The following is a 23,882-nucleotide window of genomic DNA, read 5'->3' as shown; positions in this document are numbered from 1 at the left end:
GCCGCCCTCAGCGCCTGCCCGACCGGGCCAGCCAGCGGCCCTCGTGCCGGGAGACCTCGATCGGACGGCCGAAGCAGGCCGTCATCCGCTCACCGGTCAGCACCTCGTCCACCGGACCGCGCCCCGTCACCCGGCCGTCCCGCAGCAGCAGCGCGTGGCCGATGGCCGGTGACAGTTCCTCCAGATGGTGGGTGACCGTCACGGTCGCCAACTCCGGCCGCCCCAGGGCCAGTCGGTGCAGCGCGTCGATCAGGTCCTCGCGGGAGGGCAGGTCGAGCGCGTTGAACGGCTCGTCGAGCAGCAGCAGCGAGGGCTCGGCCATCAGCGCGCGGGCGATCAGGATCCGGGCCCGCTGGCCGCCCGAGCAGACCCCGAACGGGCGGTCCGCCAGCTCCTTGCAGTCCAGCTCGGCGAGGAGTCCGTGGGCCCGTTCGCGGGTGGCGTCGTCGTACTTCCGCCACAGCGGCTGCACGGTCCCGGTGGCGCCGGTCAGGACGACGGTGTGGCCGGTCGCGCCCTGCGGCACCTGCTGCGCGCCGGAGACCAGGCCGATGGCGGCACGCAGTTCGCGGACGTCCACCGAGCCGAGCCGGTGGCCGAGCACCTCGACGGTGCCGACGGTGGGGAACATCAGCGCGCCGGCCAGCCGCAGGACGGTCGTCTTGCCCGCACCGTTCGCGCCGAGCAGCGCCCAGTGCTCACCGGACCGGACGGTCCAGTCGACGGCGTCGAGGATGACCTGTCCGGTGGCGTGGCGCCGGACACCGACACCGGCGAGGGCGGCGATCACCCGGGCCGCGCCCGGCTCCGGCGTCCGGGAAGCCTCTGACGGCTGCGACGGCTGCGACGGCTGCGACGGCTGCGACGGCTGCGGTGACGGCTGTGCTGCGGCCGCGGGCCGCGACGGGTGCGAAGGGCGCATCGGCGCAGGGTAGCTGTGCACGGCACCTTTCCGTAGGGGCTGTCCGATGCCTGGACGTGCGAAGCGCTTGACCTGCGACTTCCTTGGCCTGTGACTTCCTCGGCCCGCGACGTTCTTGGGCAGCGACTCTCCTGGCCCGTGGTCCTGTTGGCCGATGGTCGGTACAGCAGGTGGCCCGGCCGGGCGGTGGTCCGTGCGGCCTGCGGCCCGCGGCTCCGGGCGCGGCGTCGCCGCCGCGGCGTGGAGTCCGTTCCCCGGGCCGGCCGTTCAGTTCGTTCAGGCAGACCCGAGCAGCGCCCGCATCCGTGCGTACTTCGCCGTCAGCCGCGCCCGCGTCGCCGCGTCCAGGACGGCCAGCCGCGCCGGATCGGCGTTGTGCGCGAGGTCGGACTCCTTGACCAGCAGCGCGCCGGGCGTGGCCAGGATGCGGGCGGCGTACTCCTCGGCCGGCTCGTCCGCGCGTTTGGTGACGGCCATGATCATGGCCTTGGTCGCCTCGGTGAGCGCCGCACGGGCCAGCCACTCCGGCGTGAGCACACCGTCCTCGACGGCGTCGTGCAGCCAGGCCGCGGCGATCTGCTCATCGCTGCCGCCGCGCTCGCGCACCCCCGCCGCGACCGCGGCCAGATGCTCCGCGTACGGACGTCCCGCCTTGTCGGTCTGATCCGCGTGCGCGCGCCGGGCCAGCGCCGCCACCTCGGCGAGGGAGAGCAACGGGGGCGTCGGCGGGAGCGGGTCCGGGGTCGTATCGGCCATGCGGACATTGTGCCGCGCGGTCACGGCGGTCATGGCGGTCACAGCGGGTGCTGGGCACGTACGCCGTGACGGGCGATGTGCGCCGCCCGGTGCGCAGTGCGTGACCGTGGTTCATGACGGTCCGTCAGCGCAGCGCGGCCCGCACCACCGCGCGGGCGATCGGCGCCGCGCTGCCGCCGCTGATGTCCGCGCGCTCCGCCGCCGGGTCCTCGACGACCACGGCCACCGCCACCGCGGACCCGCTGTCCTCCTTCGCCTTGGCCCACGAGATGAACCAGGCGTACGGCGTGCTCTCGCCGTCCGCACCGTGCCGGGCGGCGCCGGTCCTGCCGCCGACGACGGCGTCCTCGATGGCGGCCTGCGCACCGGCGCCGTTCTCGACGACATCGGTCATCATCTCCTGGAGTTGCCGGGCGGCGGCCGGCCCGATCGCCTGGCGCGAGGGCTGGTGCGGGGCGGTGGCGACGGTGTGCCCCCGGGCATCGGTCACCGCTTCGACGAGATACGGCGGCGTCAGCACCCCGTCGTTGGCGACCGCCGCCGCGACCATGGCCATCTGGAGCGGGGTGGCGGTGGTGTCGTACCGGCCGATGGCCGAGAGCGCGACCTGCGCGGTGTCCATCCGGGTGTCGAAGTTGCTCCGCGCGACGGGGGAGGGGATGCGCAGCCGGTCGTCGTCGAAGCCGAACCGGCGGGCGGCCGCGACCATGCCGGGCAGGCCGATCTCGGCACCCAGATGTGCGAAGACGGTGTCGCAGGAGACCAGGAAGGCGTCCTTGAGGCTGGCGTCCGCGCAGTCGCCCGCCGCATTGCCGAGCCGGGCGGTGGTGCCGGGCAGGACGTACGGGTCGGGGGCGCCCGTCGGGGCGTCGATATCGGGCACCGTGCCGCTGTCCAGCGCGGCCGCCGCGGTGACGACCTTGAAGGCGGAGCCGGGCGGATAGGTCTGCCGGATGGCCCGGTTGAGCATCGGCTGGTCCGCGGCACCGGTCAGCCGCCGCCAGGCGTCGGTGACCGAACGGCCGTTGCCGGAGAGCAGGTTCGGGTCGTACGAGGGGGTGCTGGCCAGCGCGAGGATCCGGCCGGTGCGCGGTTCGACCGCGGCGACCGCGCCCTTCCTGCGGCCGAGCCCGTCGAACGCGGCGCGCTGCATCGCGGGCCGGATGGTGGTCGCGACATCGCCGCCGGGCCGCCGGGCGCCGGTCATCTCGTCCCACCAGGGGAACGTGGTGAGCCGGTCGTCGGTGCCGGCGAGGATGCCGTCCTCGGCGCGCTCGACGAGGGAGGTGCCGTAGCTCTGCGAGGAGTAGCCGGTGACCGGCGCGTACAGCGGGCCCTCGGTGTACGTGCGCTCGTAGCGCAGCCGGCCGCCGCTGTCCCGGGAGCCGGTGACGGGCCGGCCCGCGACGAGCACGGCGCCCCGCGGCTGGCCGTAACGGGCCATCGCGGCACGGCGGTTGGCCGGGTTCCCGGCGTACGCGTCGGCCGTGAAGACCTGGACCCGCGAGGAGTTGGCGAGCAGGGCGACGAGCAGCAGCAGCGAGAAGGCCGCGGCGTGCCGGATGCAGCGGATCACCGTCCGGCCCCGCGGGAGGCGGGGACGGAGGCGCCGATGCCGACGGTGGAGAGGGGGCCGGGGCCGGTGTCGGTGAGGCCCGGGTGGCCGGTGGCGGCTCCGTCCCGGTCCGGTGGCCCGGGTGCGCGGGCCCGGTCGCTGAGGCGCAGCAGCAGCGCGATGATGATCCAGTTGGTGATGACGGACGAGCCGCCCTGTGCGAGGAACGGCATCGCCATGCCGGTCAGCGGGATCAGCCCCGTCACCCCGCCCGCGATGACGAAGACCTGGACGGCGAGCAGCGTGGCGAGGCCGACGGCCAGCAGGCTGCCGAACGGGTCCCGCAGGCCCAGGGCGGCGCGGTAGCCGCGGGCCACCAGCAGTGCGTAGAGCAGGAAGACGGCGGTCAGCCCGGCCAGTCCCAGTTCCTCGCCGAACGTCGACAGGATGAAGTCGGACTTCATGGCGAAGCCGATCAGCGGTGAGCCGCCCCGGCCGAGACCGGTGCCGAGCACGCCGCCCGCGCCGAAGGCGAACAGCGACTGGGCGAGCTGGCCGGGCCCCTTGCCCGCCTCGATACCGGCGAACGGGTGCAGCCAGTCCTCGACCCGGCCGTGCACATGCGGCTCCACGGTGCCGACGGCGGCCGCGCCGGCGACCGCGAGCAGTACGCCGACCGCGATCCACCCGGTCCGCCCGGTGGCCACGTACAGCAGGACGACGAAGACCGCGAAGAAGAGGAGCGAAGTGCCCAGATCGCGTTCCAGGACCAGGACGGCGACCGTGAGCAGCCAGATCGTGACGATCGGGCCGAGCACCCGGCCGGCGGGCAGCCGCAGCCGGCCGACCCGGCGGCCGGTATGGGCCAGCGCACCGCGGTTGGCGGCCAGATAGGCGGCGAAGAAGACGGTGATGAGCACCTTGGCGAACTCGGCCGGCTGGAGGGAGAACCCCGCGATCCGGACCCAGATCCTCGCCCCGTTGACGGCCGGGAAGAGGCCCGGCGCGACCATGAGGAGCAGCGCCAGGGCCGCACAGAGGTAGGCGTACCGCCGGAGCACCCGGTGGTCGCGCAGCAGCACCACGACGGCGGTGAAGAGCGCGACGCCGACGGCGGACCAGATCAGCTGGGCGGGCGCGGCCTGGTCGTCGGGGGTCTCCAGATCGAGCCGGAAGATGAAGACCAGCCCGAGCCCGTTGAGGAGTACGGCGATCGGCAGCAGCAGCGGATCGGCGTACGGGGCGCGGAGGCGGACGGCGATGTGGGCGAGGAGCGCGAGGACGCCGAGCCCGGCGCCGTAGCCCGCCGCGTCGGCCGGTACGGCGTGCTGTTTGACCAGGCCCACACCGAGATAGCCGCAGACGCTGATGAGCACGGCGGCCACCAGGAGGACCAGTTCGACGCCGCGCCGGCTGGGCTGCGGCGGGGCCGGCGGGGGAGTGTCCGCCGGGGTCGCGGTGGCCGCCGTCGCCGTTGACGTCATGCCTGGCAACGTAGCAAGCGGCGGGCGATATTTCCGTTATGTCGGTTGCGGGGGTCGTGGCGGTTGCGGCGGTCGTGGCGATCGTGCTGGTTCGGCGTTCGGGGTGGGCGGTTCGTGGTGCTGGCGCTGGTGCTGGTGCCGGGCGGGCGTCGGCGGGGGCCGTCCGGCGCCCGCCCGGCTACCGGGTCAGCACCAGTGCGGCGGCTCGCCGAGGTTCACGATGTAGCGGGCGGACGACCAGGCGTACCTGCCGTCGGCGAGCTTGTACCAGCGACGGTTGCCCCGCACCTTCTCGCCGGTGACCTTGCACTCGATGCGGACGATCCGGCCGTACCGGTTGTGGCCCACCACGCGGTGGTGCTCGCTCGGGCCCGAGCGGACCAGCAGACCGTCTCTGGCGACGACACGGCCCCGGAAGTGGCCGTGCTCGCCGTCGCCGCCGGACGCCAGGGCCGGACCGGTCACGACGGCGGAGGTCAGCGCGCCCGCGAGGGCGCAGAGGGCGAGCTTGCCGGACTTCGACTTCGGAAACATGCACTTCCTCCTGCGGAGGGGAAGATCCCTGGGGGATGAGTTCGAGTGGAGGTCGCCGGGCGCCGGGTGACGGACGGGGCGGGGGCTGCGTCGCTTCTGGCGCGATATCTGCGCCCAAGCTCGGCCGCGTGTGCGAATTTGTGTCGCTTTGATGTATTTTGCCTATCTTGCTCGCCTCACGGTAAGGAGGCAACGGAGAGTTCGCAACTCATCACCGTTCGTGAGAGTGTCAGGCCCGAAAAATCAGGGCATTCCCGCCCGGTGCGGGCGTGCTCGGGCGCCGTCGGGTGTCGCGGCGGCGCGGTGCGCGGGCCGGCTCCCGGTCGGTGCGGTCGCGTGGCGGGAGGCGGCGGCCGTCCCTGGGCCGCCGGGTGGCGTGAGAGGCCGGGGAGGTCGCGGGGTGGGACCTGCGTCGGAAGTCGTAGTCGTTAGTAGACGTTTCGCCGGGAGTCGTAGGGGATGATTCAGGGTCTTCCCAGGGGCGTTCAAGGGTTGTTCCGCGATCGCGGGCAATGGCAGTTTGTAAACTCCTTCAGAACGAAAAGAACTAAGGCCGAGCTCGTCACGCTGGATGCGGACGACCGACGACCGGTCGACGGCATGGACCCGGTCCATGACCGCCGCGAGCGAGGGGCTATGGCATACGTCACATCAATACACGCCGAGCGGAGGTCCCGCGCTCTCCCGGCCTCCTTGGGGCACCGGGTGCGGGCGACCATCTCCCTCGACGAAAGGCAGTATTAACGTCATGACGACTCTCCGCTCCCGGATCATCGCCTGGGCCGGCCGCATGTATCTGGCGAGAACACAGAAGAAAGGCTTCGACCTGTCTCGAATGTCTTTCTTGCCCGAGTCTGTCCTGATGCCTTTGCGGCGCGATGGACTCGACCCGGTGGGCGAGCTGGCGGCCGTCCGGGAGAAGGAACCCATCACCAAGCTCCCGGTGCCGATAGCCGCCAACGTCTGGCTGGTCACCGGCTACGACGAAGTCAAGGCGGTACTGGGCAAGGGCAACGCCTTCAGCTCGGATTTCACCAACCTCGTCGGCAAGGCCGGCGCCGGGGCCGACCAGAATCCCGGCGGTCTCGGTTTCGCCGATCCGCCCGTACACACCCGGCTGCGCAGGCTGCTCACCCCCGAATTCACCATGCGCCGGCTCAGCCGGCTGACGCCGCGTATCCACGAGATCGTCGAAGAGCGCCTGGACGCCATGGAGCGCGCCGGCAAGAACGGCGAACCGGTGGACATCGTCCATTCCTTCGCGCTGCCGATCCCTTCCCTGGTTATTTGCGAACTCCTCGGTGTGCCTTATGAGGACCGTGAGGACTTCGAGCGGCTCAGCGCCGCCCGTTTCGACCTTTTCAGCGGTGCGAACGCTTCTTTCGGCGCCATATCGGAATCGCTTTCCTACTTCCGGGAAGTCGTCAAGAAGCAGCGTGAGAATCCGGGCGACGGTCTGCTCGGCATGATCGTGAAGGAACACGGCGACTCGGTCAGCGACGAGGAGCTGGCGGGCCTGGCCGACGGCGTGCTGACCGGCGGTTTCGAGACCACGGCCAGCATGCTGGCGCTCGGTGCCCTGGTCCTCCTCCAGGACCCGAAGCATTTCGCGGCCCTGAAGGACGGCGACGAGGTGGTCGAGCGCTATGTCGAGGAGCTGCTGCGCTACCTGACCGTCGTACAGGTCGCGTTCCCGCGTTTCGCGCGCGAGGACCTGGAGATCGGCGGTGTGCAGATCACCTCCGGGGATGTGGTGCTGTGCTCCCTGAGCGGCGCGGACCGGGACGGCGAACTGGGTCCGGAGATGGAGCGGTTCGACCCGTCACGCAACGTCCCCTCGCATCTCGCCTTCGGTTACGGAATCCACCGCTGCGTCGGCGCGGAACTGGCCCGGATGGAACTCCGCGCCGCCTATCCCGCGCTCGTACGCCGGTTCCCCCATATGCGGCTGGACGTCAAACCGGAGGAGCTGGCATTCCGGAAACTGTCGATCGTCTACGGGATCGAGTCCCTGCCGGTACGCCTCGACGGCTGACCGTCCCTTTTCGCGACGACCCCACGACCGGGCACTTGGCCGAATGGCCGCGTGCCCGGTCGTCGCTTTCCGCGGCCGGGGGAGAGCCGCAACGGGGCGGGCGGGGCGGCGCCGTACGGCCGGTCGTCGGCCGCCGCCTGACGGCCCATCCGGTTCGCCCCCTCCGTATGCCAGGACAGCCGCCACGAGCCGATGCGCCGCTCCGCCGCTCAGGTCCGGCGCGTCGGTGGGGGCGCCGGCCGTCCCACCCGCCCGGCACGTACCGGAGCCCCGACGCCCCGTACCGGCGGTATCCCTACGGCCGGGTATCCCCACGCCGGTTCACCGCACGTGCCGGGCGGTCCCGGTCGCCTTGCTCATCAGCCATTCGAGCGGCCCGCGCCGGAAGAAGCGGGACCAGACGGCGGCGAAGACGGTGACCGACGCGATGAAGCCGAGCAGGACGGGCAGGGGCGAGCCGGGCAGTTCCTCGATGCCCAGGAGCTGAATGCCGACGATGTGGAAGACGTACGCCGTCAGCGACATCGACCCGACCGCGATGACCGGACCGGCCAGGCGGCGCAGGCGGGGGAGGGCGTCCATGGCGGCGAGGCACGCGACCAGGACCATGATCGCCACGCCCGCGTTGCCCAGTATCGACAGGGTCGTCTCGCTGTGCGGGGAGGCGACCAGCAGCCAGCCCGGAGTGCCGGCGGACGGGAAGTCCGCGGTGTCGGACCACCAGGCCGGCGTCGCCGCACCGAGAAAGAGGCGCAGGGCCAGCCAGGAACCCCCATGGCCCGCGAGGGCGAGGGCGGCGCCGGTCAGGGCGAGGCGTATGCGGACTCCGGCGGCGGCCAGGTCGAGGCGGGCGATGGCCATACCGGCCACGACGAGCGGGAGCCAGGTCAGGGCCGGGTAGGTACCGGCGAAGAGCAGCGAGATCAGGCCGGTGAAGAGCAGCGAGGCGAGACCGGCGGGCTCGCCGGGTATCCGGAGGACCTCGTCGCCGAACACCCGCTCCAGCGCGTACAGCACCTGAGGGCAGACCAGCGCCCCACCGGCCGCGATCAGCGCCAGCTGCCCGGCGCCGAGCCGGTACAGCGGCAGCACGAGCAGGAAGTACAGCCCGTAGAAGGCGAGGATCACCTGCACCGGGGTGTCGGTCAGGGTCAGCGCGGTGCCCAGGGCCAGCAGGATGACGGCCCGGATGATCACTTTGACGACGGCCTGGCGTCCGGCCCGCCCGGTCTTCGGTGCGCGGCGCCCCGTGATGAGGACGACGGCGAAGCCGGCCAGCAGGGCGAACAGCGCGGAGGCCCTGCCGTGCGCCAGCTCCATCAGTAAGCCCGTACCGCCGCCCCGGTCCGGGTCCGGTCCGACATGCGCCGCGTACATGCCGAAGACCGCCAGGCCGCGGGCCAGATCCACCCCGACCAGCCGGCCCAGGGGAGCCTTCCCGCGGTCCGGGACGACGGCCGGCGTCCGCTCGGGCGGAGGCGCTGCGGTGACTGTGTGCTGTGACATGCCTCCAGACTGGAAAAGCGCTGGTGGGCGGGGTATCCGGCGTCCGGCCGAGCCGCCCCCGCCGCCCGGCCGGAACAGCCCCTCCGGACGGCCGGAGCCACCGCACGCGCCGACGCCCCGGCCGCGCCGGACTTTAGGCTCGGTGGGACGGCGGTCGGCGTACGGGCCGGAACCCGGGGCCGCACGACCGCCGGCCGGTACGGACAGCAGCAAGCACTGCAAAGACACTGATGGTGTACGGGCGAGGCCGGGGAACACCCCCGGCCCTCGGCGGCACCCCGACAACAACCCCGACGACAGCGACGAGGCGGAGCACACGTGATCCGGGTGGTAGTGGTGGACGACGAGGCACTGGTCCGGTCCGGCTTCAGACTCATCCTCAACGCGTCGGACGCCATCGAGGTCGTCGCGACCGCGACCGGTGCGGAAGCCGTCGCCACCGTCCGCGAGCACCGCCCGGACGTGGTCCTGCTCGACATCCGGATGCCGGACGTGGACGGGCTGGCCGTCCTGCGGGAGCTGCGCGCGCACCCGGAACCGCCCGTGGTGGCGATGCTGACGACCTTCGACACCGACGAGTACGTCCTGACCGCGCTGCACTCCGGCGCCGCCGGCTTCCTGCTCAAGGACACCGAGCCCGATCAACTGGCCCACCTGGTGCGCAGCCTGGCCGCGGGCGGTGTCGTGATGTCCCCGAAAGCGTCCCGGACCCTCCTGCGCGGCCATCCCGGCACCGGCCCCGCCGCCGAGGCCGACGAGGAGGCGGCCCGCGTCGAGCGGCTGACCGACCGGGAGCGGGACGTGCTCGTACGCGTCGCGGAGGGACTGTCGAACGCGGACATCGGAGCCCGGCTGCACCTCGGCACCGGTACGGTCAAGGACCACGTCAGCGCCATCCTCACCAAGCTGCGCGTGGGCGGACGGGTGCAGGCCGCGCTGCTCGCCCAGCGGGCGGGCCTGCTGGAGACGGACCGGGAACGACCGGGTGCCGGGCGATGACGGGGGTGGCCGGGACCACCGGGCGGTGGCAGAGCCTTCGGGAGCGCATCCCGGCGCCGCTGGCCGACGCCGGGCTCGTCGCACTCGCCGCGCTCGATGTCTGGCTCAACCTGTGGAACGAGACCTCCCAAGGCCTGGCGCTGGCCGCCGTCGCCTGCGCCGCCCTCGTCTTCCGCCGCCGGTTCCCCCTGACCGTCCTCCTGCTCACCCTGCCGGTCACCCTGCTCGAAGACGTCGTCGTGGCCCCGCTGGCGGCCCTGTTCACCCTGGCCGTACGCTCCCGCGACCGCCGGCTGCTCGCCTTCTGCGTCACCCTGGCCGCGATCGCCACCGCCGTCCCCTCTCCCCTGGACGTCGCCGGCGCCTACGACCGCCCCTGGACCCTGGTGTACTTCGGCTACCCGCTCGCCACGGCCGCCGCCCCCGTGCTGCTCGGCCAACTCGTCCAGGCCCGCCGGGACCTGTCGCGGCGGCTGGTGGAGATCGAGGAGGCGAAGGACCACGAGCGGGAACTGCACGCACAGGCGGTGCTCGCCCGCGAACGCGCCCAGCTCTCCCGCGAGATGCACGATGTCGTGTCCCACCAGGTCAGCCTGATCGCCATCCAGGCGGGCGCCTTGCAGGTCGCCGCCAAGGACACCGGCACCGTCGAGGCCGCGCGCACCATCCGCTCCCTGAGCGTGGGCACCCTCGACGAACTGCGCACCATGGTCTCGCTGCTGCGCGCCTCCGGCGGCGACGCCACCGAGCTGACCCCGCAGCCCACCCTCGCGGACCTGCACCGGCTCGTCGAGACCAGCGGCATCCCCGTCGAGCTGACCGGCGAACTCCCCGCCACCGTCGGCACACCCGCACAACGCGCCCTCTACCGCACGGTGCAGGAAGCCCTGACGAACGTACGCAAACACGCCCCCGGAGCCGCCGCCCGCGTCGAACTCAGCCACGACACGGACGAAATCGGAGTGACCGTCACCAACGCCCCGCCGACCCGGCCCTCCCTTCCCCTCCCGAGCGCCCGCCAGGGCCTGGTGGGCCTGCAGGAACGCGCCGACATGCTGCACGGCACCTTCGAAGCGGGCCCCGCCGCCGACGGCGGCTACCGCGTCCGCATGCGCCTCCCGGCCCGCCAGAACTGAACACCGCCGCGGGGCCCGGCGCCGTCGGACAATCCGCCCGAAACCGATCGCATGCCGTCATCGGGATGCGGGGGCCTCTTCTCCCCGTGCGCCGTCGTCGGCATTCTGGTGGCGCGGATGCACACTGACCGCGCCCCGCCCCGCGCGGTATCGTTCCTGTCGCCTTCCGCGACAGCGGGAGTCCGGAGGTGGCACCTCGCGGCCCGAGCCTGGAAGCCGTCCCGATGGCCGGCGGACCGCTTCCGGAACTGACCATTCGGACGGCAGGGTGATGTTTCACGCTCTGCACACCGAGACCGGGGCACTGGACGGGGCGATCCGCTGCACCACCCCGGACACCGTTGCCCCATGGACGGCATACGTGCGGAACGCCTGCGCGGCCGCGGAGGACACCGCCTTCTCTTTCGACCGAACCGTCGCACCGCTGCCGCCGCCCCCGGCGGCCCGACCCGGGAGGGACACCCATCGGCATGCCGGCAGACACCAACGGGCGGTCCGGAGACTCGGCCAACGACCTCTCCGGGGAGTCCCGCGATGTCGTCCAGGCCGGGAACGTCTCCGGCGACATCCACTTCCACCAGGCACCGGCAGCGTCCGACCGTCCGCGAACCGTTCCTCGGCAGCTCCCCGCCGATGTGCACGCATTCGTCAACCGGACCGCGGAACTGGGGCAGTTGGACGCCATCCTGACGGGACGGGACGGCGGTCAGCTCGTCGTGTCCGTGCATGTGGTGGCCGGTACGGCCGGAGCGGGCAAGACCTCCCTGGTCCTGCACTGGGCCCACCGGGTCAGGGACCGCCTCCCCGACGGCCAGCTCTTCGTGAACCTCCGGGGCCACGATCCGCGCGAGCCCGTCACCGCCGAGCAGGCGTTACGCGGTTTCCTGCGCGCGCTCGGCGTGGCCCCGGGCGACGTACCGCAGGACGTGGACGACGCGGCCGCGCTCTACCGTTCCCTGCTCGCCGACCGCCGGATGCTCATCGTGCTCGACAACGCCGCCACCGTCGGCCAGGTACGGCCGCTGCTTCCCGGCAGCGGGGACAGCCTGACCCTGGTGACCAGCCGCAACCGCCTGGCCGCCCTCGCCGTACGCGACGGCGCGCGCAGGATCACCCTCGGCACGCTCCCCGAACCGGAAGCTGTCGCACTGCTGCGGACCGTCACCCGCGACCACCGCCCGGGAGACGACCCGGACAAGCTCACGGAGCTGGCCCGGCGGTGCGCACACCTCCCGCTCGCCCTGCGGATCGCCGCCGAGCGCGCCGCCGGCCACCCGCATCTGAGCCTGGACGACCTGCTCGCCGACCTCCACGACGAGTCCGCGCTCTGGGACGCGCTCAGCACGGGAACCGACGAGGAGGCCGAAGCCGTCCGGACCGTTTTCGCCTGGTCCTACCGCGCGCTGCCGCCGCACTCCGGGCGCCTCTTCCGGCTCCTCGGCCTGCATCCGGGACCGGAGTTCGGGCTCCAGGCGGCCGCCGCGCTCGCCGGCCTCCCCCTCAGCCGCGCCCGGCAGCTCCTCGACGACCTCGTCGGCGCCCATCTGCTGGAGCAGAGCGGCCCCGACCGCTTCCAGTTCCACGACCTGCTGCGCGCCTACGCCTCCGAACAGGCCCACGACGAGGAACCCGCCGAGCAGCGCGAAGCCGCCCTGCGCCGCGTGCTGGACCGCTACCTGCACACCGCGGACGCGGCACAGACGTGGCTCCAGCCCGGCGAGGACCACTTGCCGCTGCCCGAGACGACCACACCCCTGCCGCCACCGGCCTTCGCCGACTACGACGCCGCCGCCGACTGGGCAGAACGCGAACGCGCCACCTTCCCGCACCTCGTACGGGCCGCAGCCGCGGCCGGACTGCACCAGCACGCCTGGCAACTGACCGCAACCCTGTGGAACGCGCTGTCCGCGTCCGTTTCCTTCGCCGACTGGCTCGGCTTCGGGCACATCGGCCTGGCTTCCGCAGAGCACGTGAACGACACCAACGGGCAGCTCCTGCTGCTCAACCAGCTCGGGATGTCCCACCGGTCCGCCAACCGGCTCGACCTGGCGGCGGACCACCTGAGCCGCGCCCTCGATCTGGCCCGCACCACGGGGAATCGCGGGGAGGAGGCACACGCCCTCAACCTCGTGGGCCTTGTCCACTTGCGTGCCCGCCGCCTCGACGCCGCCGCTGCGCACTTCGCAGAGGCCATCGGTACCTTCCGCGAAGTGGGCGGTGAACGCTGGGCCGCCGCCGCCCTGTCCAACGTGGCTGGAGCCCACCTGGAAGCCGGCCGCCTGGAAGAAGCGGATACCGCGATCCAAGCCGCCCTCTCGGCTCACCGCGCCCTGGACAACCGGCAGAGCATCGGCAACGCCCGATGGCTCGCCGCACAACTCCACCGCGAGCGGGACGAGACCGAGGCGGCCCGCGAGGCCATCGACGAGGCCCTCGGGATCGCGCTCGGCCTGCGCAACCGCGGACTGGAGGGCTTCTGGCTGCTCGCTCTCGGCGACATTCAGCGCACCACCGGGCAGCACGGCGACGCTCTGGCCTCCTACCAGCGGTCGGCCATGCTCCACCGGCGCCTGGGTGATCGCAGTCGCGAAGCCCTGGCCTGGCGCGGTACGGGGCAGGCGTACGCCGCAATGGACCGCCATGGCGAGGCCGCCGCCTTCCACCGCCAGGCCGCGGCCGTCCACCGCGACCTCGGGGACGCATGGGAGCTCGCCGTGGAGCTCGGCCACCTGGCCGCCGCTGTCCACCCGCAGGACCCTGAGGCGGCTCGCGCCCACCGGACCGAGGCCCTGACCCACCTGACCCCGTACACCGACCCCCGGGCCACAGCCGTACGCGCACGCCTGGAGAGGCAGCTGACCGAAGCCGACTGCTGACACACGTCACTGACACACGTCGTCTCACCCCCTCGGCACCGCGAGCCGTAGCGCCGCCCATGACCTGGCGGCCCCCGCCGTCCCGACAGCTCCGTCCGCCCTGCCACTCGGGACGGCTGCGGCCACGCCCTCATCTCTGCCCCGGCGATTCATGCGGCTTCCCAGGGCTCCAGCAGCCCCCGGACCTGACAACTCCCCGCGGGGAGTCACAGGCCGTGCTGGTCCAGGAGCCGCATGAGATTCCGTTTGCGTTTGTGGGCGGTGCGCAGGGCGGCGAGGTAGGAGAGGAACTCGTCCTCGGTGCCCAGGCGGCGGTGGCAGTCGCGGATGCTCAACAGCAGGCTGGTCAGCTGTTCGTAGACCGGGTTGCCGGTCTGCTTCGTGAGGGGCTCGGCCAGGCGCAGGTAGACGCCGAGCGTGTCGGAGGGACGAGAGGCGCGGGCCCGGTCGGCGAGGGCGAGCCACTGCCGGTCGTGGGCGCCGGTCTCGGTCGCCGCCTGCCAGGCGGCGGCGATGTCATCGTCGTCGATCAGGGCGTCGACCAGGGCGGGCCCGGCGTACCGGGACCGCGGCCCCTGCCGCGCGTCGGCGCGCAGCAGCGAGAGAGCCCGCGCACGCTCCGCCTGCCAGCAGCCGGCCGCCTGCGCCGCCGTACGCAGCTGCTGATACGCGGCCAGGGAAAGGCCGCCGGTGAGGACGGCCCGGCGCAGGGCGACGGCGTCGGAGAGCCGCCCGGCGCTGGTGTAGCGGTCGCAGAGGTAGTTCACCAAGGCGATGTCGGGGGTGACGGCGGCAGCCGCTTCCCCGATACCGCGCTCCGCCCACCGGAGGGCCTCGTCGGGGCGGCCGGCGGCGTCCAGTTCGCGTGCGATGACCAGGTGGGTGCTGCCGTCGGGCATGAGGTCGGCCGCGTGCACGGCGACCACGGTGTCCACGTCATCGCCCGCCTTGGCCAGCCGCTCCATCAGGTACTTCTCCGCCCAGCCGGTGCGGTTGCCGCGCCATGCCTCGACCGCCAGCCGGCGTACGGTGACCATGCCCGGCTCCCCGAGGACATCCGCGTAGTCGAGCGGGTCGATGCCGGTCAGGTCGTCCAGATCGCTGAGCACATGCCGGACCAGCCATCGCGCGGTCTCGTCCGGATCCGGGTGAGCTGCACGGCACGCGTCGAGATGGGCTTCGGCGAGAGCGTCCCCGACCCGGCCCAGGTGCCCGTCGGAATCGTCGATGCCGTCCTGCACCTCGCTCAGCAGCTGCATCGCCTCCCGCGACAGGGAGATCGCGTCCTCGCCCCGCCCGGTCGAGGTCAGCGCGCTGATCGCGGACACCGCCTGCGCAGCCTGTTCGCCGTACGCGTGGGCATCGGCGTACTCGACGTATCCGTACCGTTCGAAGGGGGTGATGTCGAGGAGTTCACGGATCCGGGTACGCACCTCGGCCAGGTCTCCGTGAGCGCTCGCCGCCCGCAGCTCCAGACGACGGCGTACCTGCCGGTCCTCGGCGATCTGTTCCCGTACGAGGGCGAGCAGTTCGTCTCGGGAGAGCCCGGCCAGCCACCCGTCCAGTTTCTGCGCACGGCTCCGGGCCCGGCCGCGCTGCTGTGGCAGTGCCTCCGGCCCGGCCAGCACGGTCAGACCGAGGGCGACCAGATGTTTGCAGAAGTTGCCTTCCAGGCCGTACGGGCAGCCGCACTCCCCGGCAAGCCCCCGGGGCCCGTCGAGGGACAGCTCCACCGCGTACGCGTGTGTCCCATGAACCGTGGCCGTGATCCAGCCATCGCTCACCTCCACGGCGGTCACCGCGTCCACGTACCCCCGGCCTCGCTCGAAGGAGCGCGGACCGGCCAGCGTGCGCAGGTCGTTCTCATCGAATCCGGTGTTCCGTGTCACACCGTCATTCAACCGGAGGGCGAGGGTGCCGCCTTGCGGAATTCAGGAATCCCGGCGGTGCGGTGGAGACATGGACGTGGCTGCCCAGCCGCTCGGACACGTCAGGAACGCACCCTCGCCCACGCATTCATCGAATGCGATCGAGGAAGCGGCCAACGTGAAGATCACGAGGGCGGTCGGAAGAGGAGAACGGCGCGGCCTGACACGTGTGTCAGAGATGTGCCGCGAACGCTGGGAGACAAGAACGCTGGGAGACAACGAGAAAGAGCGGGAGTCAGTATTACTGACTCCCGCTCTCTCGTTTCGGCATCCGCCCTGTCACATTCCAACTTTGGGAGGTGATCAGGCGAGTGCCCCCGGCAGGATTCGAACCTGCGCACACGGCTCCGGAGGCCGTTGCTCTATCCCCTGAGCTACGGGGGCGTTTCGCCCTGTTGTTGTGGCGACGGGTAGAACCCTACCAGCTCTGATGGGGTGTTCAGGAACAGGGTTTTGCGGGGGATGGGGGAGGGGCGTAGCGCATCCGGGGGCGGTGCCGGCGAGGGTCGGGGAAAGGTCCCTCGCACGGGGCGGAAGTGGGCAAAACCGGGACGCAGCCGCAGGTGGGCGCCTAGTCTCATGGTGTGCCTGGCTTGCCCGGTCGGATCCTTGTCGTTGATGACAACAAGGTGATCCGGCAGTTGATCAGGGTCAATCTCGAGCTTGAGGGCTACGAGGTCGTGACCGCGGCTGATGGTGCCGAATGCCTGGATGTGGTGCACCACGTGAGACCCGATGTGGTGACCCTTGACGTGGTGATGCCGCGGCTCAACGGTCTGCACACGGCCGCGCGGCTGCGTTCCGATCCGCGGACGTGGGACATCCCCATCGCCATCATCAGTGCGTGCACCCAGGTCGAGGTGGACAGCGGTGACTCGCTGGGGGTGGACGCGTTTCTCGCCAAGCCGTTCGAGCCGACGGAGCTGGTACGCACGGTCGGGGAACTTGTGCGGCAGGGGCGGGAGCGAGGGTCCGGGCGTGAGGACGAGGTGGAAGGCGAGGCCGGCGCGGCGGGCGTTGCGGGCGCGGGGCACGGGGTGATGGCGTCCGGTGGGCTGATGGATGCCCATGCCCATGTCGACGTCGATGTCGCTGTAGATGCCGAAGCGGCTGTTGATGCGGGTTTGGGTGTGGACGGGGACGTTGAGGTGGAGGCAGAGGGGGGCTCGGGGTCGGTGGTTCGGCCCGGGGGCTGACGGCGGGGTGGTCGGGGCGTTGGGTGGGGTGGATGGGTTGGGTCTACGGGGCCGAGGCTCGGGGCCAGGGCCAGGGCCAGGGTCAGTGCCGGGGCCGGATGACTGTCGGCGTCTCCGTTCGGCGAGGTGTTCGTAGGGCTGGTGGTCCACAGGGCGAAACGGGGTCGCGTGGGTGGCCCCCTTCTCCCATACGCTTGTCCTGTGACCCCCGCTGAGCTCTCCCGTACCGTCCTGCGCTCCGTGCGTGGTGCCGTTGAGGAGCGGGAGCTCTCCGTGCCGGTGCCGGTGCGGATCGTGGTGGAGCCGCCGCCGCGGGCCGGGTGCGGGGACTACGCCTCCAATGTCGCGTTGCAGCTCGCCAAGCCCGCCGGCCGGCCGGCCCGGGAGATCGCCGAGATTCTGCGGAAGCGGCTGGTCGGTACGGCCGGGATCGCGCGGGTCGAGATCGCCGGACCGGGGTTCTTGAACTTCACGCTGGGGGAGGGCGCGTCGGCCGCGCTCGTACGGGATGTGCTGGCCCAGGGGGCGGCGTACGGGGCCCGGAGTGTGCATGAGGGGGACGGGGGCGTTGTCGAGGCGGCGTTTCCCAGTGGGGGCGGGGCTCGGGGGGTTGCGGTCGCCGAGGCGTTGGAGCGGATCGTGGCGGCCGGGGGGAGCGGGCGGCTGATGCGTCGGGGGGACGTGCCGGGGTCGGGGGGCAGTGCGGAGGAGCTGGCCGGGCTGGTCGCGCGGCTCGGGGCGGACGAGGCCCGGTGGGCGTTGCTGCGGCCCGCGGCGCATGATCCGGTGCGGTTGCCGGAGCGGCCGGTGCAGCGGGAGAGCAATCCGCGGTTCCGGGTGCAGTACGCGTACGCGCGGAGCCGGGCATTGGCGCGCAACGCGCGGGAGCTGGGGTTCGGGAGCGAGCCGGGGGAGGTGTTCGCGGGCGGGGACACGGCGGTGAGCGACCGTTTCGTCGACGTTGACGGCAACATCGACGTCGATACCGGTTGCGGTGTCGGGCCTGCGGCTTCCGTCGACGCAGGACGCCGGCCCGAACCCATACCTTCCGCCGTCGGCGTGAAGAGGGAGAGCCCCACCGGCCTCGTCACCGCCACGGGCTCCGTACGCCCCGCCGCCGGCCCCACGCGCTCCGCAGTCGTCACCCCCTCCGCAGCAACTGCCACAGCCCCCGGAGCCCCCGAGCCCTCCGACCTCGCGACCGCCAGCTCCGCCGCCCCCCACCACTCACCCCGAGCCGACGGATCACGCCCGTCCAACGGATCACGCCCGTCCGACCGATCACGCCCGTCCGGCGGACCGCCCCCCGCCTCCCAGCCGCCACCCCCCGCCCTCCAGGCCCACCAGACCCTGCACGTGCTCCTGGCCGGCTACCCCGCCGCCGTGGAAGCCGCGGCGCGGCAGTTGGCGCCGGATCGGGTGGTGCGGCAGCTGGAGGCGACGGCGGACGCGTTCTTCCGCTGGCATGACGTCTGTCCGCCGCTGCCCGTGGGGGAGCAGAAACCCTTGGCCGTTCACCGCGCCCGGCTGGCCCTCGTCGAGGCCACCGGGACGGTGCTCGCCAACGGCCTGCGCCTGCTCGGCATCTCCGCGCCCGACCACCTCTGAACCCTTGAGGGGATCTTCACCGTCATGAGCCGTTCCGCCCACCCCGCAGGGCCCCGCTACGCCGATGTGCTGCCCGAGGGCCACTACGCCGCGCCGCCCGCCGATCTCAACACCCTCGACCCGCGCGTCTGGTCCCGTACCGTCCGGCGCAATGCCGACGGTGTGGTGACCGTCGGCGGGCTGGACGTCGGTGCGCTGGCCGAGGAGTTCGGCACGCCCGCGTACTTCCTGGACGAGGACGACTTCCGGGCGCGCTGCCGGGCCTGGAAGGACGCCTTCGGGCCGGGGGCCGATGTCTTCTACGCCGGGAAGGCGTTCCTGTCCCGGGCCGTCGTGCGGTGGCTGGCCGAGGAGGGGCTCAATCTCGACGTGTGCTCGGGCGGTGAGCTGGCCACCGCGCTCTCGGCCGGGATGCCCGCCGAGCGGATCGCGCTGCACGGCAACAACAAGAGCACCGAGGAGATCACCCGTGCCGTGGAGGCCGGGGTGGGGCGGATCGTGCTGGATTCGTTCCAGGAGATCGTGCGGGTCGCGCACATCGCGGAGCGGCTGGGCAAGCGGCAGCGGGTGCAGATCCGGGTCACGGTCGGCGTCGAGGCGCATACGCACGAGTTCATCGCGACGGCGCACGAGGACCAGAAGTTCGGGATCGCGCTGGCCGGCGGGCAGGCCGCGGAGGCGGTGCGGCGGGCGCTGAAGCTGGACGGGCTGGAGCTGACCGGCATCCATTCGCACATCGGGTCGCAGATCTTCGACATGGCCGGCTTCGAGGTGTCGGCCCGGCGCGTGGTGCAGCTGCTGACCGAGGTGCGCGACGAGCACGGCATCGAGCTGCCGGAGATCGACCTCGGGGGCGGGCTCGGGATCGCGTACACCTCGGACGACGACCCGCGGGAGCCGCATGAGATCGCGGCGGCGCTCGGCGACATCGTGACCCGGGAGTGCGCGGCGGCCGGGCTGGCCGTCCCCCGGCTGTCGGTCGAGCCGGGGCGGGCCATCGTCGGGCCGACGGCCTTCACGCTGTACGAGGTCGGGACGGTCAAGGAACTGACCGGGCTGCGGACCTATGTGTCCGTCGACGGCGGAATGTCGGACAATATCCGCACGGCCCTGTACGACGCCGAGTACAGCGTCGCGCTCGTCTCGCGCTCCTCCGATGCCGAGCCGATGCTCTCGCGCGTCGTCGGCAAGCACTGCGAGAGCGGCGACATCGTCGTACGGGACGCCTTCCTGCCCGCCGACGTGGCGCCGGGGGACCTGCTCGCGGTGCCGGCCACCGGCGCGTACTGCCGCTCGATGGCGAGCAACTACAACCACGCGCTGCGGCCGCCGGTCGTGGCGGTCGCGGACGGTGCGGCCAGGGTGATCGTCCGCCGGGAGACGGAGGAAGATCTCCTGCGGTTGGATGTCGGCTGAGCCGGATCCACCGCACCGGGCCCCGGATGAAATAAATGTCTCGGCATCTGGACTTTGGACGGAAAGTGCCGTCCGGTGCGTGAGACTGGTGCATTAACAAGCAGGAAAACGGCTGGATCGATGAAAAGCAGAGGTCGAATGATGCGTACGCGTCCGCTGAAGGTGGCGCTGCTGGGCTGTGGTGTTGTCGGCTCAGAGGTGGCGCGCATCATGACGACGCACGCCGACGACCTCGCGGCCCGCATCGGTGCGCCCGTGGAGCTCGCCGGGATCGCCGTCCGCCGCCCCGACAAGGTGCGCGACGGCGTCCCGGCCGAGCTGGTCACCACGGATGCCACCGCGCTCGTCAAACGCGGTGACATCGACGTCGTGATCGAGGTCATCGGCGGGATCGAACCCGCCCGCGGACTGATCACCACCGCCTTCGCCCACGGCGCGAGCGTGGTCTCCGCCAACAAGGCGCTGGTCGCCGCGGACGGTGCGGCGCTGCACGCCGCCGCGCAGGAGCACGGCGCGGACCTCTACTACGAGGCCGCGGTCGCCGGGGCGATCCCGCTCGTCCGGCCGCTGCGCGAATCGCTTGCCGGTGACAAGGTCAACCGCGTGCTGGGCATCGTCAACGGCACCACGAACTTCATCCTCGACAAGATGGACGGCAGCGGGGCCGGGTACAGCGAGGCGCTGGACGAGGCCACCGCGCTCGGGTACGCGGAGGCCGACCCGACCGCCGACGTGGAGGGCTTCGACGCGGCGGCCAAGGCCGCGATCCTGGCCGGTATCGCCTTCCACACCCGGGTGCGGCTGGACGATGTGCACCGCGAGGGCATCACCGAGGTCACCGCCGCCGACATCGCCTCCGCCAAGCGGATGGGCTGCACGGTCAAGCTGCTCGCCATCTGCGAGCGGGCCGCGGACGGCGCCTCCGTCACTGCCCGGGTGCATCCCGCGATGATCCCGCTCAGCCATCCGCTCGCCTCCGTGCGCGAGGCGTACAACGCGGTCTTCGTCGAGGCCGACGCGGCCGGTCAGCTGATGTTCTACGGACCGGGCGCGGGCGGTTCGCCGACCGCCTCCGCCGTGCTCGGCGACCTCGTCGCGGTCTGCCGCAACAAGCTCGCCGGTGCCACCGGGCCGGGGGAGTCGGCGTACACGCGGCTGCCCGTCAGCCCCATGGGCGATGTCGTCACGCGCTACCACATCAGTCTCGACGTGGCGGATAAACCGGGTGTTCTCGCGCAGGTCGCGACGGTCTTCGCGGAACACGGCGTATCGATCGATACGGTCCGTCAGCAGGGCAAGGACGGCGAGGCGTCCCTCGTCGTCGTCACCCACCGAGCGGCCGACGCCGCGCTGTCATCGACCGTCGGCGCGCTGCGCGAGCTGGACACCGTCCGCGGTGTCGCCAGCATCATGCGGGTCGAAGGGGAGTAAGGAACCAACCCATGTCTGCCAAGTCCACCGCGAGCCGTCAGTGGCGCGGAATCATCGAGGAATACCGTGACCGGCTGCCGGTCGGCGACACGGCCGAGATCGTCACCCTCCGGGAGGGCGGCACGCCCCTCGTGCCGGCCCAGGTGCTCTCCGAGCGCACCGGCTGTGAGGTGCATCTCAAGGTCGAGGGCGCCAACCCCACCGGTTCCTTCAAGGACCGCGGGATGACGATGGCCATCACCCGGGCGAAGGAGGAGGGTGCCAAGGCGGTGATCTGCGCCTCCACCGGCAACACCTCCGCCTCGGCCGCCGCGTACGCCGTGCGCGCCGGCATGGTCTGCGCGGTGCTCGTCCCGCAGGGCAAGATCGCCCTCGGCAAGATGGGGCAGGCGCTGGTGCACGGCGCGAAGATCCTGCAGATCGACGGAAATTTCGACGACTGCCTGACGCTCGCCCGAGGCCTCTCCGAGAAGTACCCGGTCGCACTTGTGAACTCCGTCAACCCGGTGCGCATCGAGGGCCAGAAGACCGCCGCCTTCGAAATCGTCGACATGCTCGACGACGCGCCCGACATCCATGTGCTGCCGGTCGGCAACGCCGGAAACATCACGGCGTACTGGCGCGGCTACCGGGAGTACGCGGCCGACGGCATCGCCTCGCACACCCCCCGGATGTGGGGCTTCCAGGCGTCCGGCAGCGCGCCGATCGTGCGCGGCGAGGTCGTCAAGGACCCGCACACCGTCGCCACCGCGATCCGCATCGGCAACCCCGCCTCCTGGGCGTTCGCCGAGCAGGCCCGGGACGAGTCGGGCGGCCTCATCGACGAGGTGACGGACCGTCAGATCCTGGCCGCCTACCGCCTGTTGGCCGCTCAGGAGGGCGTCTTCGTGGAGCCCGCCTCAGCCGCCTCGGTCGCCGGTCTGCTGAAGGCCGCCGAGCAGGGCAAGGTGGACCCGGGCCAGCGGATCGTCTGTACGGTCACCGGCAACGGCCTCAAGGACCCGGACTGGGCGGTGGCCGGCGCGCCGCAGCCGGTCACGGTCCCGATCGACGCGGACGCCGCGGCCGAGCGCCTCGGTCTCGCGTAGCACCGGCATCCGGCGGGCGGGCGGACCCCGCTCGTACGGCGTGGGGTGCGGGACGGTCGCCGTCCCGCACCCCACGTGCAGCAAATTGTGCAAAGGCTGCAAAGGCTGAAAAGGGGGCGGCGGGGCATGGGCCGGTGTGCGACACGCATCGTGCGCCTCCTGTGCGCCCTATGTCGCCACAGAACCTTCCTTCGATAGGCTGGCAGCCAACTCCCCTCCCCACGGCATAACGCAGTGGTACGCAGGGCAGGTCAGAACAGTCCCCACGAGCCGTCCGGGCACCCAGGTGCCGCGGTGTTCCGGGGCAGTACCGCAGCATCAATCAAGGAGAGTCATCGAGCGATGGCCGGTCCCGCGTTCCGCGCCGCCGCCGTCCGGGTGCGCACCCCCGCTACCAGCGCCAATCTCGGTCCCGGCTTCGATGCCCTGGGTCTTTCCCTGGGCCTGTACGACGATGTCGTGGTGCGCGTCGCCGACTCCGGTCTGCACGTCGACATCGCAGGTGAGGGGGCGGACACGCTGCCGCGCGACGAGAGCCATCTGCTCGTCCGGTCCCTGCGCGCCGCCTTCGAGCTGCTCGGCGGGCAGCCGCGCGGCCTGGAAATCGTCTGCGCCAACCGCATTCCGCACGGCCGTGGCCTGGGGTCCTCGTCCGCGGCCATCTGCGCCGGTATCGTCGCCGCCCGCGCCGTGACGATAGGCGGTGAGCAGAAGCTCGACGACGCCGCGCTGCTGGAGCTGGCCACCGAGATCGAGGGCCACCCCGACAACGTCGCCGCCTGCCTGCTCGGCGGCTTCACGCTCGCCTGGACGGACACCGGCGCCGCGCGGGCGATCCGGATGGATCCGGCGGATTCCATCGTTCCGGTGGTCTTCGTGTCCGGGAAACCGGTGCTGACCGAGACCGCCCGCGGACTGCTGCCGCGCACCGTCCCGCATGTGGACGCCGCGGTCAACGCCGGCCGTGCCGCACTGCTCGTCGAGGCGCTGACCAGGCGCCCCGAGCTGCTGCTCGCGGCGACCGAGGACCGACTGCACCAGGAGTACCGCGCCCCCGCGATGCCGGAGAGCGTGGCCCTGGTGAACCGACTGCGCGCGGACGGCGTCCCCGCAGTCATCTCCGGCGCGGGCCCGACGGTGCTCGCGCTGGTCGAGGACGCTGCGGCCGACAAGGTCGCACGGCTGGCGGGTGAGGGGTGGGCGGCCAATCGGCTGACCCTTGACGCGGCGGGGACCTGCGTCCTGCCGCTCGCCGGGTGATCGACGCGGGTGATCGACGATTGCCGGCCTTGGAGAGGGGGAATGTTTGTTGGATCCGGTAGTGTTAACCTCAAGTCAGTACTCGACGCCTGAGTGGCGCGGTGCTTCGTGTCCCCCATCGGGACGACTTTCTTCCGGGAGCTTCCCAAACT

At 72.0% G+C, this 23,882-nt stretch carries 17 protein-coding genes and 1 tRNA gene; 10 read left to right on the top strand and 8 right to left on the bottom strand.

Annotated features, from left to right (window positions below):
- Positions 1–7: 7 nt before the first annotated feature.
- From IH09_RS13705 to IH09_RS13685, 5 genes are all read right to left on the bottom strand, one after another.
- Complete coding sequence (locus IH09_RS13705) at positions 8–790, bottom strand: ATP-binding cassette domain-containing protein (protein WP_052856470.1); 783 nt, start codon at positions 788–790, stop codon at positions 8–10.
- Positions 791–1,198: 408 nt separating this feature from the next.
- Positions 1,199–1,678 (bottom strand): HD domain-containing protein, encoded by a 480-nt coding sequence (locus IH09_RS13700; protein ID WP_052856559.1) that lies wholly within the window; start codon positions 1,676–1,678, stop codon positions 1,199–1,201.
- A 124-nt stretch (positions 1,679–1,802) separates the two neighbouring features.
- Positions 1,803–3,254 carry a penicillin-binding transpeptidase domain-containing protein gene (locus IH09_RS13695; RefSeq protein WP_052856469.1) on the bottom strand — a complete coding sequence of 484 codons (1,452 nt, stop codon included), beginning with the start codon at positions 3,252–3,254 and terminating at the stop codon, positions 1,803–1,805.
- Positions 3,251–4,717: an FtsW/RodA/SpoVE family cell cycle protein gene (locus IH09_RS13690; protein ID WP_094791761.1), complete on the bottom strand. Its 1,467-nt coding sequence runs from the start codon at positions 4,715–4,717 to the stop codon at positions 3,251–3,253. Before IH09_RS13690 ends, IH09_RS13695 begins: the two co-directional genes overlap by 4 nt.
- Positions 4,718–4,903: 186 nt before the next feature.
- The gene (locus IH09_RS13685) at positions 4,904–5,251 is read right to left on the bottom strand and encodes an SH3 domain-containing protein (RefSeq protein WP_052856468.1); all 348 of its coding nucleotides are present in this window, start codon (positions 5,249–5,251) and stop codon (positions 4,904–4,906) included.
- A 748-nt stretch (positions 5,252–5,999) separates the two neighbouring features.
- Between IH09_RS13685 and IH09_RS13675 the strand changes: the two genes are divergently transcribed.
- Positions 6,000–7,286 (top strand): cytochrome P450, encoded by a 1,287-nt coding sequence (locus IH09_RS13675; RefSeq protein ID WP_094791762.1) that lies wholly within the window; start codon positions 6,000–6,002, stop codon positions 7,284–7,286.
- A gap of 321 nt (positions 7,287–7,607) precedes the next feature.
- Here the strand turns inward: IH09_RS13675 and IH09_RS13670 are convergent, their stop codons facing one another.
- Positions 7,608–8,792, bottom strand: coding sequence for a DUF418 domain-containing protein (locus IH09_RS13670; protein ID WP_052856466.1), 1,185 nt, complete (start codon positions 8,790–8,792; stop codon positions 7,608–7,610).
- 318 nt (positions 8,793–9,110) lie between these two features.
- On the opposite strand from IH09_RS13670, the gene IH09_RS13665 reads away from it, so the two are divergent.
- The 3 genes from IH09_RS13665 to IH09_RS13655 all read left to right on the top strand — a co-directional run bounded on the left by IH09_RS13665 (position 9,111) and on the right by IH09_RS13655 (position 13,803).
- A complete protein-coding gene (locus IH09_RS13665; protein WP_052856465.1) occupies positions 9,111–9,791 on the top strand; it encodes a response regulator in 681 nt (226 codons plus the stop codon).
- Complete coding sequence (locus IH09_RS13660) at positions 9,788–10,927, top strand: sensor histidine kinase (protein ID WP_052856464.1); 1,140 nt, start codon at positions 9,788–9,790, stop codon at positions 10,925–10,927. Before IH09_RS13665 ends, IH09_RS13660 begins: the two co-directional genes overlap by 4 nt.
- 470 nt (positions 10,928–11,397) lie before the next feature.
- Positions 11,398–13,803, top strand: a complete 2,406-nt coding sequence (locus tag IH09_RS13655; protein ID WP_205379695.1) for an ATP-binding protein — start codon at positions 11,398–11,400, stop codon at positions 13,801–13,803.
- Positions 13,804–14,009: 206 nt separating this feature from the next.
- On the opposite strand, the gene IH09_RS13650 is transcribed toward IH09_RS13655, so the two are convergent.
- Together IH09_RS13650 and IH09_RS13645 are read right to left on the bottom strand one after the other, a co-directional pair.
- Positions 14,010–15,692, bottom strand: coding sequence for a hypothetical protein (locus IH09_RS13650; protein ID WP_052856463.1), 1,683 nt, complete (start codon positions 15,690–15,692; stop codon positions 14,010–14,012).
- A gap of 351 nt (positions 15,693–16,043) precedes the next feature.
- A tRNA-Arg gene (locus tag IH09_RS13645) sits at positions 16,044–16,115 on the bottom strand.
- A gap of 200 nt (positions 16,116–16,315) precedes the next feature.
- Here IH09_RS13645 and IH09_RS40610 point away from each other — a divergent pair.
- From IH09_RS40610 to thrB, 6 genes are all read left to right on the top strand, one after another.
- On the top strand, positions 16,316–16,927 hold the full coding sequence (locus IH09_RS40610; RefSeq protein WP_404827259.1) for a response regulator: 612 nt from the start codon (positions 16,316–16,318) through the stop codon (positions 16,925–16,927).
- Between the two features lie 201 nt (positions 16,928–17,128).
- The gene (gene nrtL, locus IH09_RS13635) at positions 17,129–18,535 is read left to right on the top strand and encodes an ArgS-related anticodon-binding protein NrtL (RefSeq protein ID WP_110952266.1); all 1,407 of its coding nucleotides are present in this window, start codon (positions 17,129–17,131) and stop codon (positions 18,533–18,535) included.
- A gap of 24 nt (positions 18,536–18,559) precedes the next feature.
- Positions 18,560–19,951: a diaminopimelate decarboxylase gene (gene lysA, locus IH09_RS13630; RefSeq protein ID WP_052856461.1), complete on the top strand. Its 1,392-nt coding sequence runs from the start codon at positions 18,560–18,562 to the stop codon at positions 19,949–19,951.
- 138 nt (positions 19,952–20,089) lie between these two features.
- Positions 20,090–21,382 (top strand): homoserine dehydrogenase, encoded by a 1,293-nt coding sequence (locus IH09_RS13625; protein ID WP_052856460.1) that lies wholly within the window; start codon positions 20,090–20,092, stop codon positions 21,380–21,382.
- Positions 21,383–21,393: 11 nt separating this feature from the next.
- Positions 21,394–22,470 carry a threonine synthase gene (gene thrC / locus IH09_RS13620; protein WP_052856459.1) on the top strand — a complete coding sequence of 359 codons (1,077 nt, stop codon included), beginning with the start codon at positions 21,394–21,396 and terminating at the stop codon, positions 22,468–22,470.
- A gap of 342 nt (positions 22,471–22,812) precedes the next feature.
- A complete protein-coding gene (gene thrB / locus IH09_RS13615) occupies positions 22,813–23,730 on the top strand; it encodes a homoserine kinase (RefSeq protein WP_052856458.1) in 918 nt (305 codons plus the stop codon).
- Positions 23,731–23,882 lie beyond the last annotated feature (152 nt).

Source organism: Streptomyces celluloflavus (assembly GCA_000720995.1).
Classification (GTDB): domain Bacteria; phylum Actinomycetota; class Actinomycetes; order Streptomycetales; family Streptomycetaceae; genus Streptomyces; species Streptomyces celluloflavus.
This window is presented reverse-complemented; position numbering and strand designations above follow the sequence as displayed.

Bases quoted from the DNA above. Each gene is read 5' to 3' on its own strand.
- thrC (WP_052856459.1), top strand. From the start codon at position 21,394: ATGTCTGCCAAGTCCACCGCGAGCCGTCAGTGGCGCGGAATCATCGAG.
- IH09_RS13700 (WP_052856559.1), bottom strand. From the start codon at position 1,678: ATGGCCGATACGACCCCGGACCCGCTCCCGCCGACGCCCCCGTTGCTC.
- thrB (WP_052856458.1), top strand. From the start codon at position 22,813: ATGGCCGGTCCCGCGTTCCGCGCCGCCGCCGTCCGGGTGCGCACCCCC.
- IH09_RS13690 (WP_094791761.1), bottom strand. From the start codon at position 4,717: ATGACGTCAACGGCGACGGCGGCCACCGCGACCCCGGCGGACACTCCC.
- IH09_RS13655 (WP_205379695.1), top strand. From the start codon at position 11,398: ATGCCGGCAGACACCAACGGGCGGTCCGGAGACTCGGCCAACGACCTC.
- IH09_RS13660 (WP_052856464.1), top strand. From the start codon at position 9,788: ATGACGGGGGTGGCCGGGACCACCGGGCGGTGGCAGAGCCTTCGGGAG.
- lysA (WP_052856461.1), top strand. From the start codon at position 18,560: ATGAGCCGTTCCGCCCACCCCGCAGGGCCCCGCTACGCCGATGTGCTG.
- IH09_RS13675 (WP_094791762.1), top strand. From the start codon at position 6,000: ATGACGACTCTCCGCTCCCGGATCATCGCCTGGGCCGGCCGCATGTAT.
- IH09_RS13685 (WP_052856468.1), bottom strand. From the start codon at position 5,251: ATGTTTCCGAAGTCGAAGTCCGGCAAGCTCGCCCTCTGCGCCCTCGCG.
- IH09_RS13625 (WP_052856460.1), top strand. From the start codon at position 20,090: ATGATGCGTACGCGTCCGCTGAAGGTGGCGCTGCTGGGCTGTGGTGTT.
- IH09_RS13670 (WP_052856466.1), bottom strand. From the start codon at position 8,792: ATGTCACAGCACACAGTCACCGCAGCGCCTCCGCCCGAGCGGACGCCG.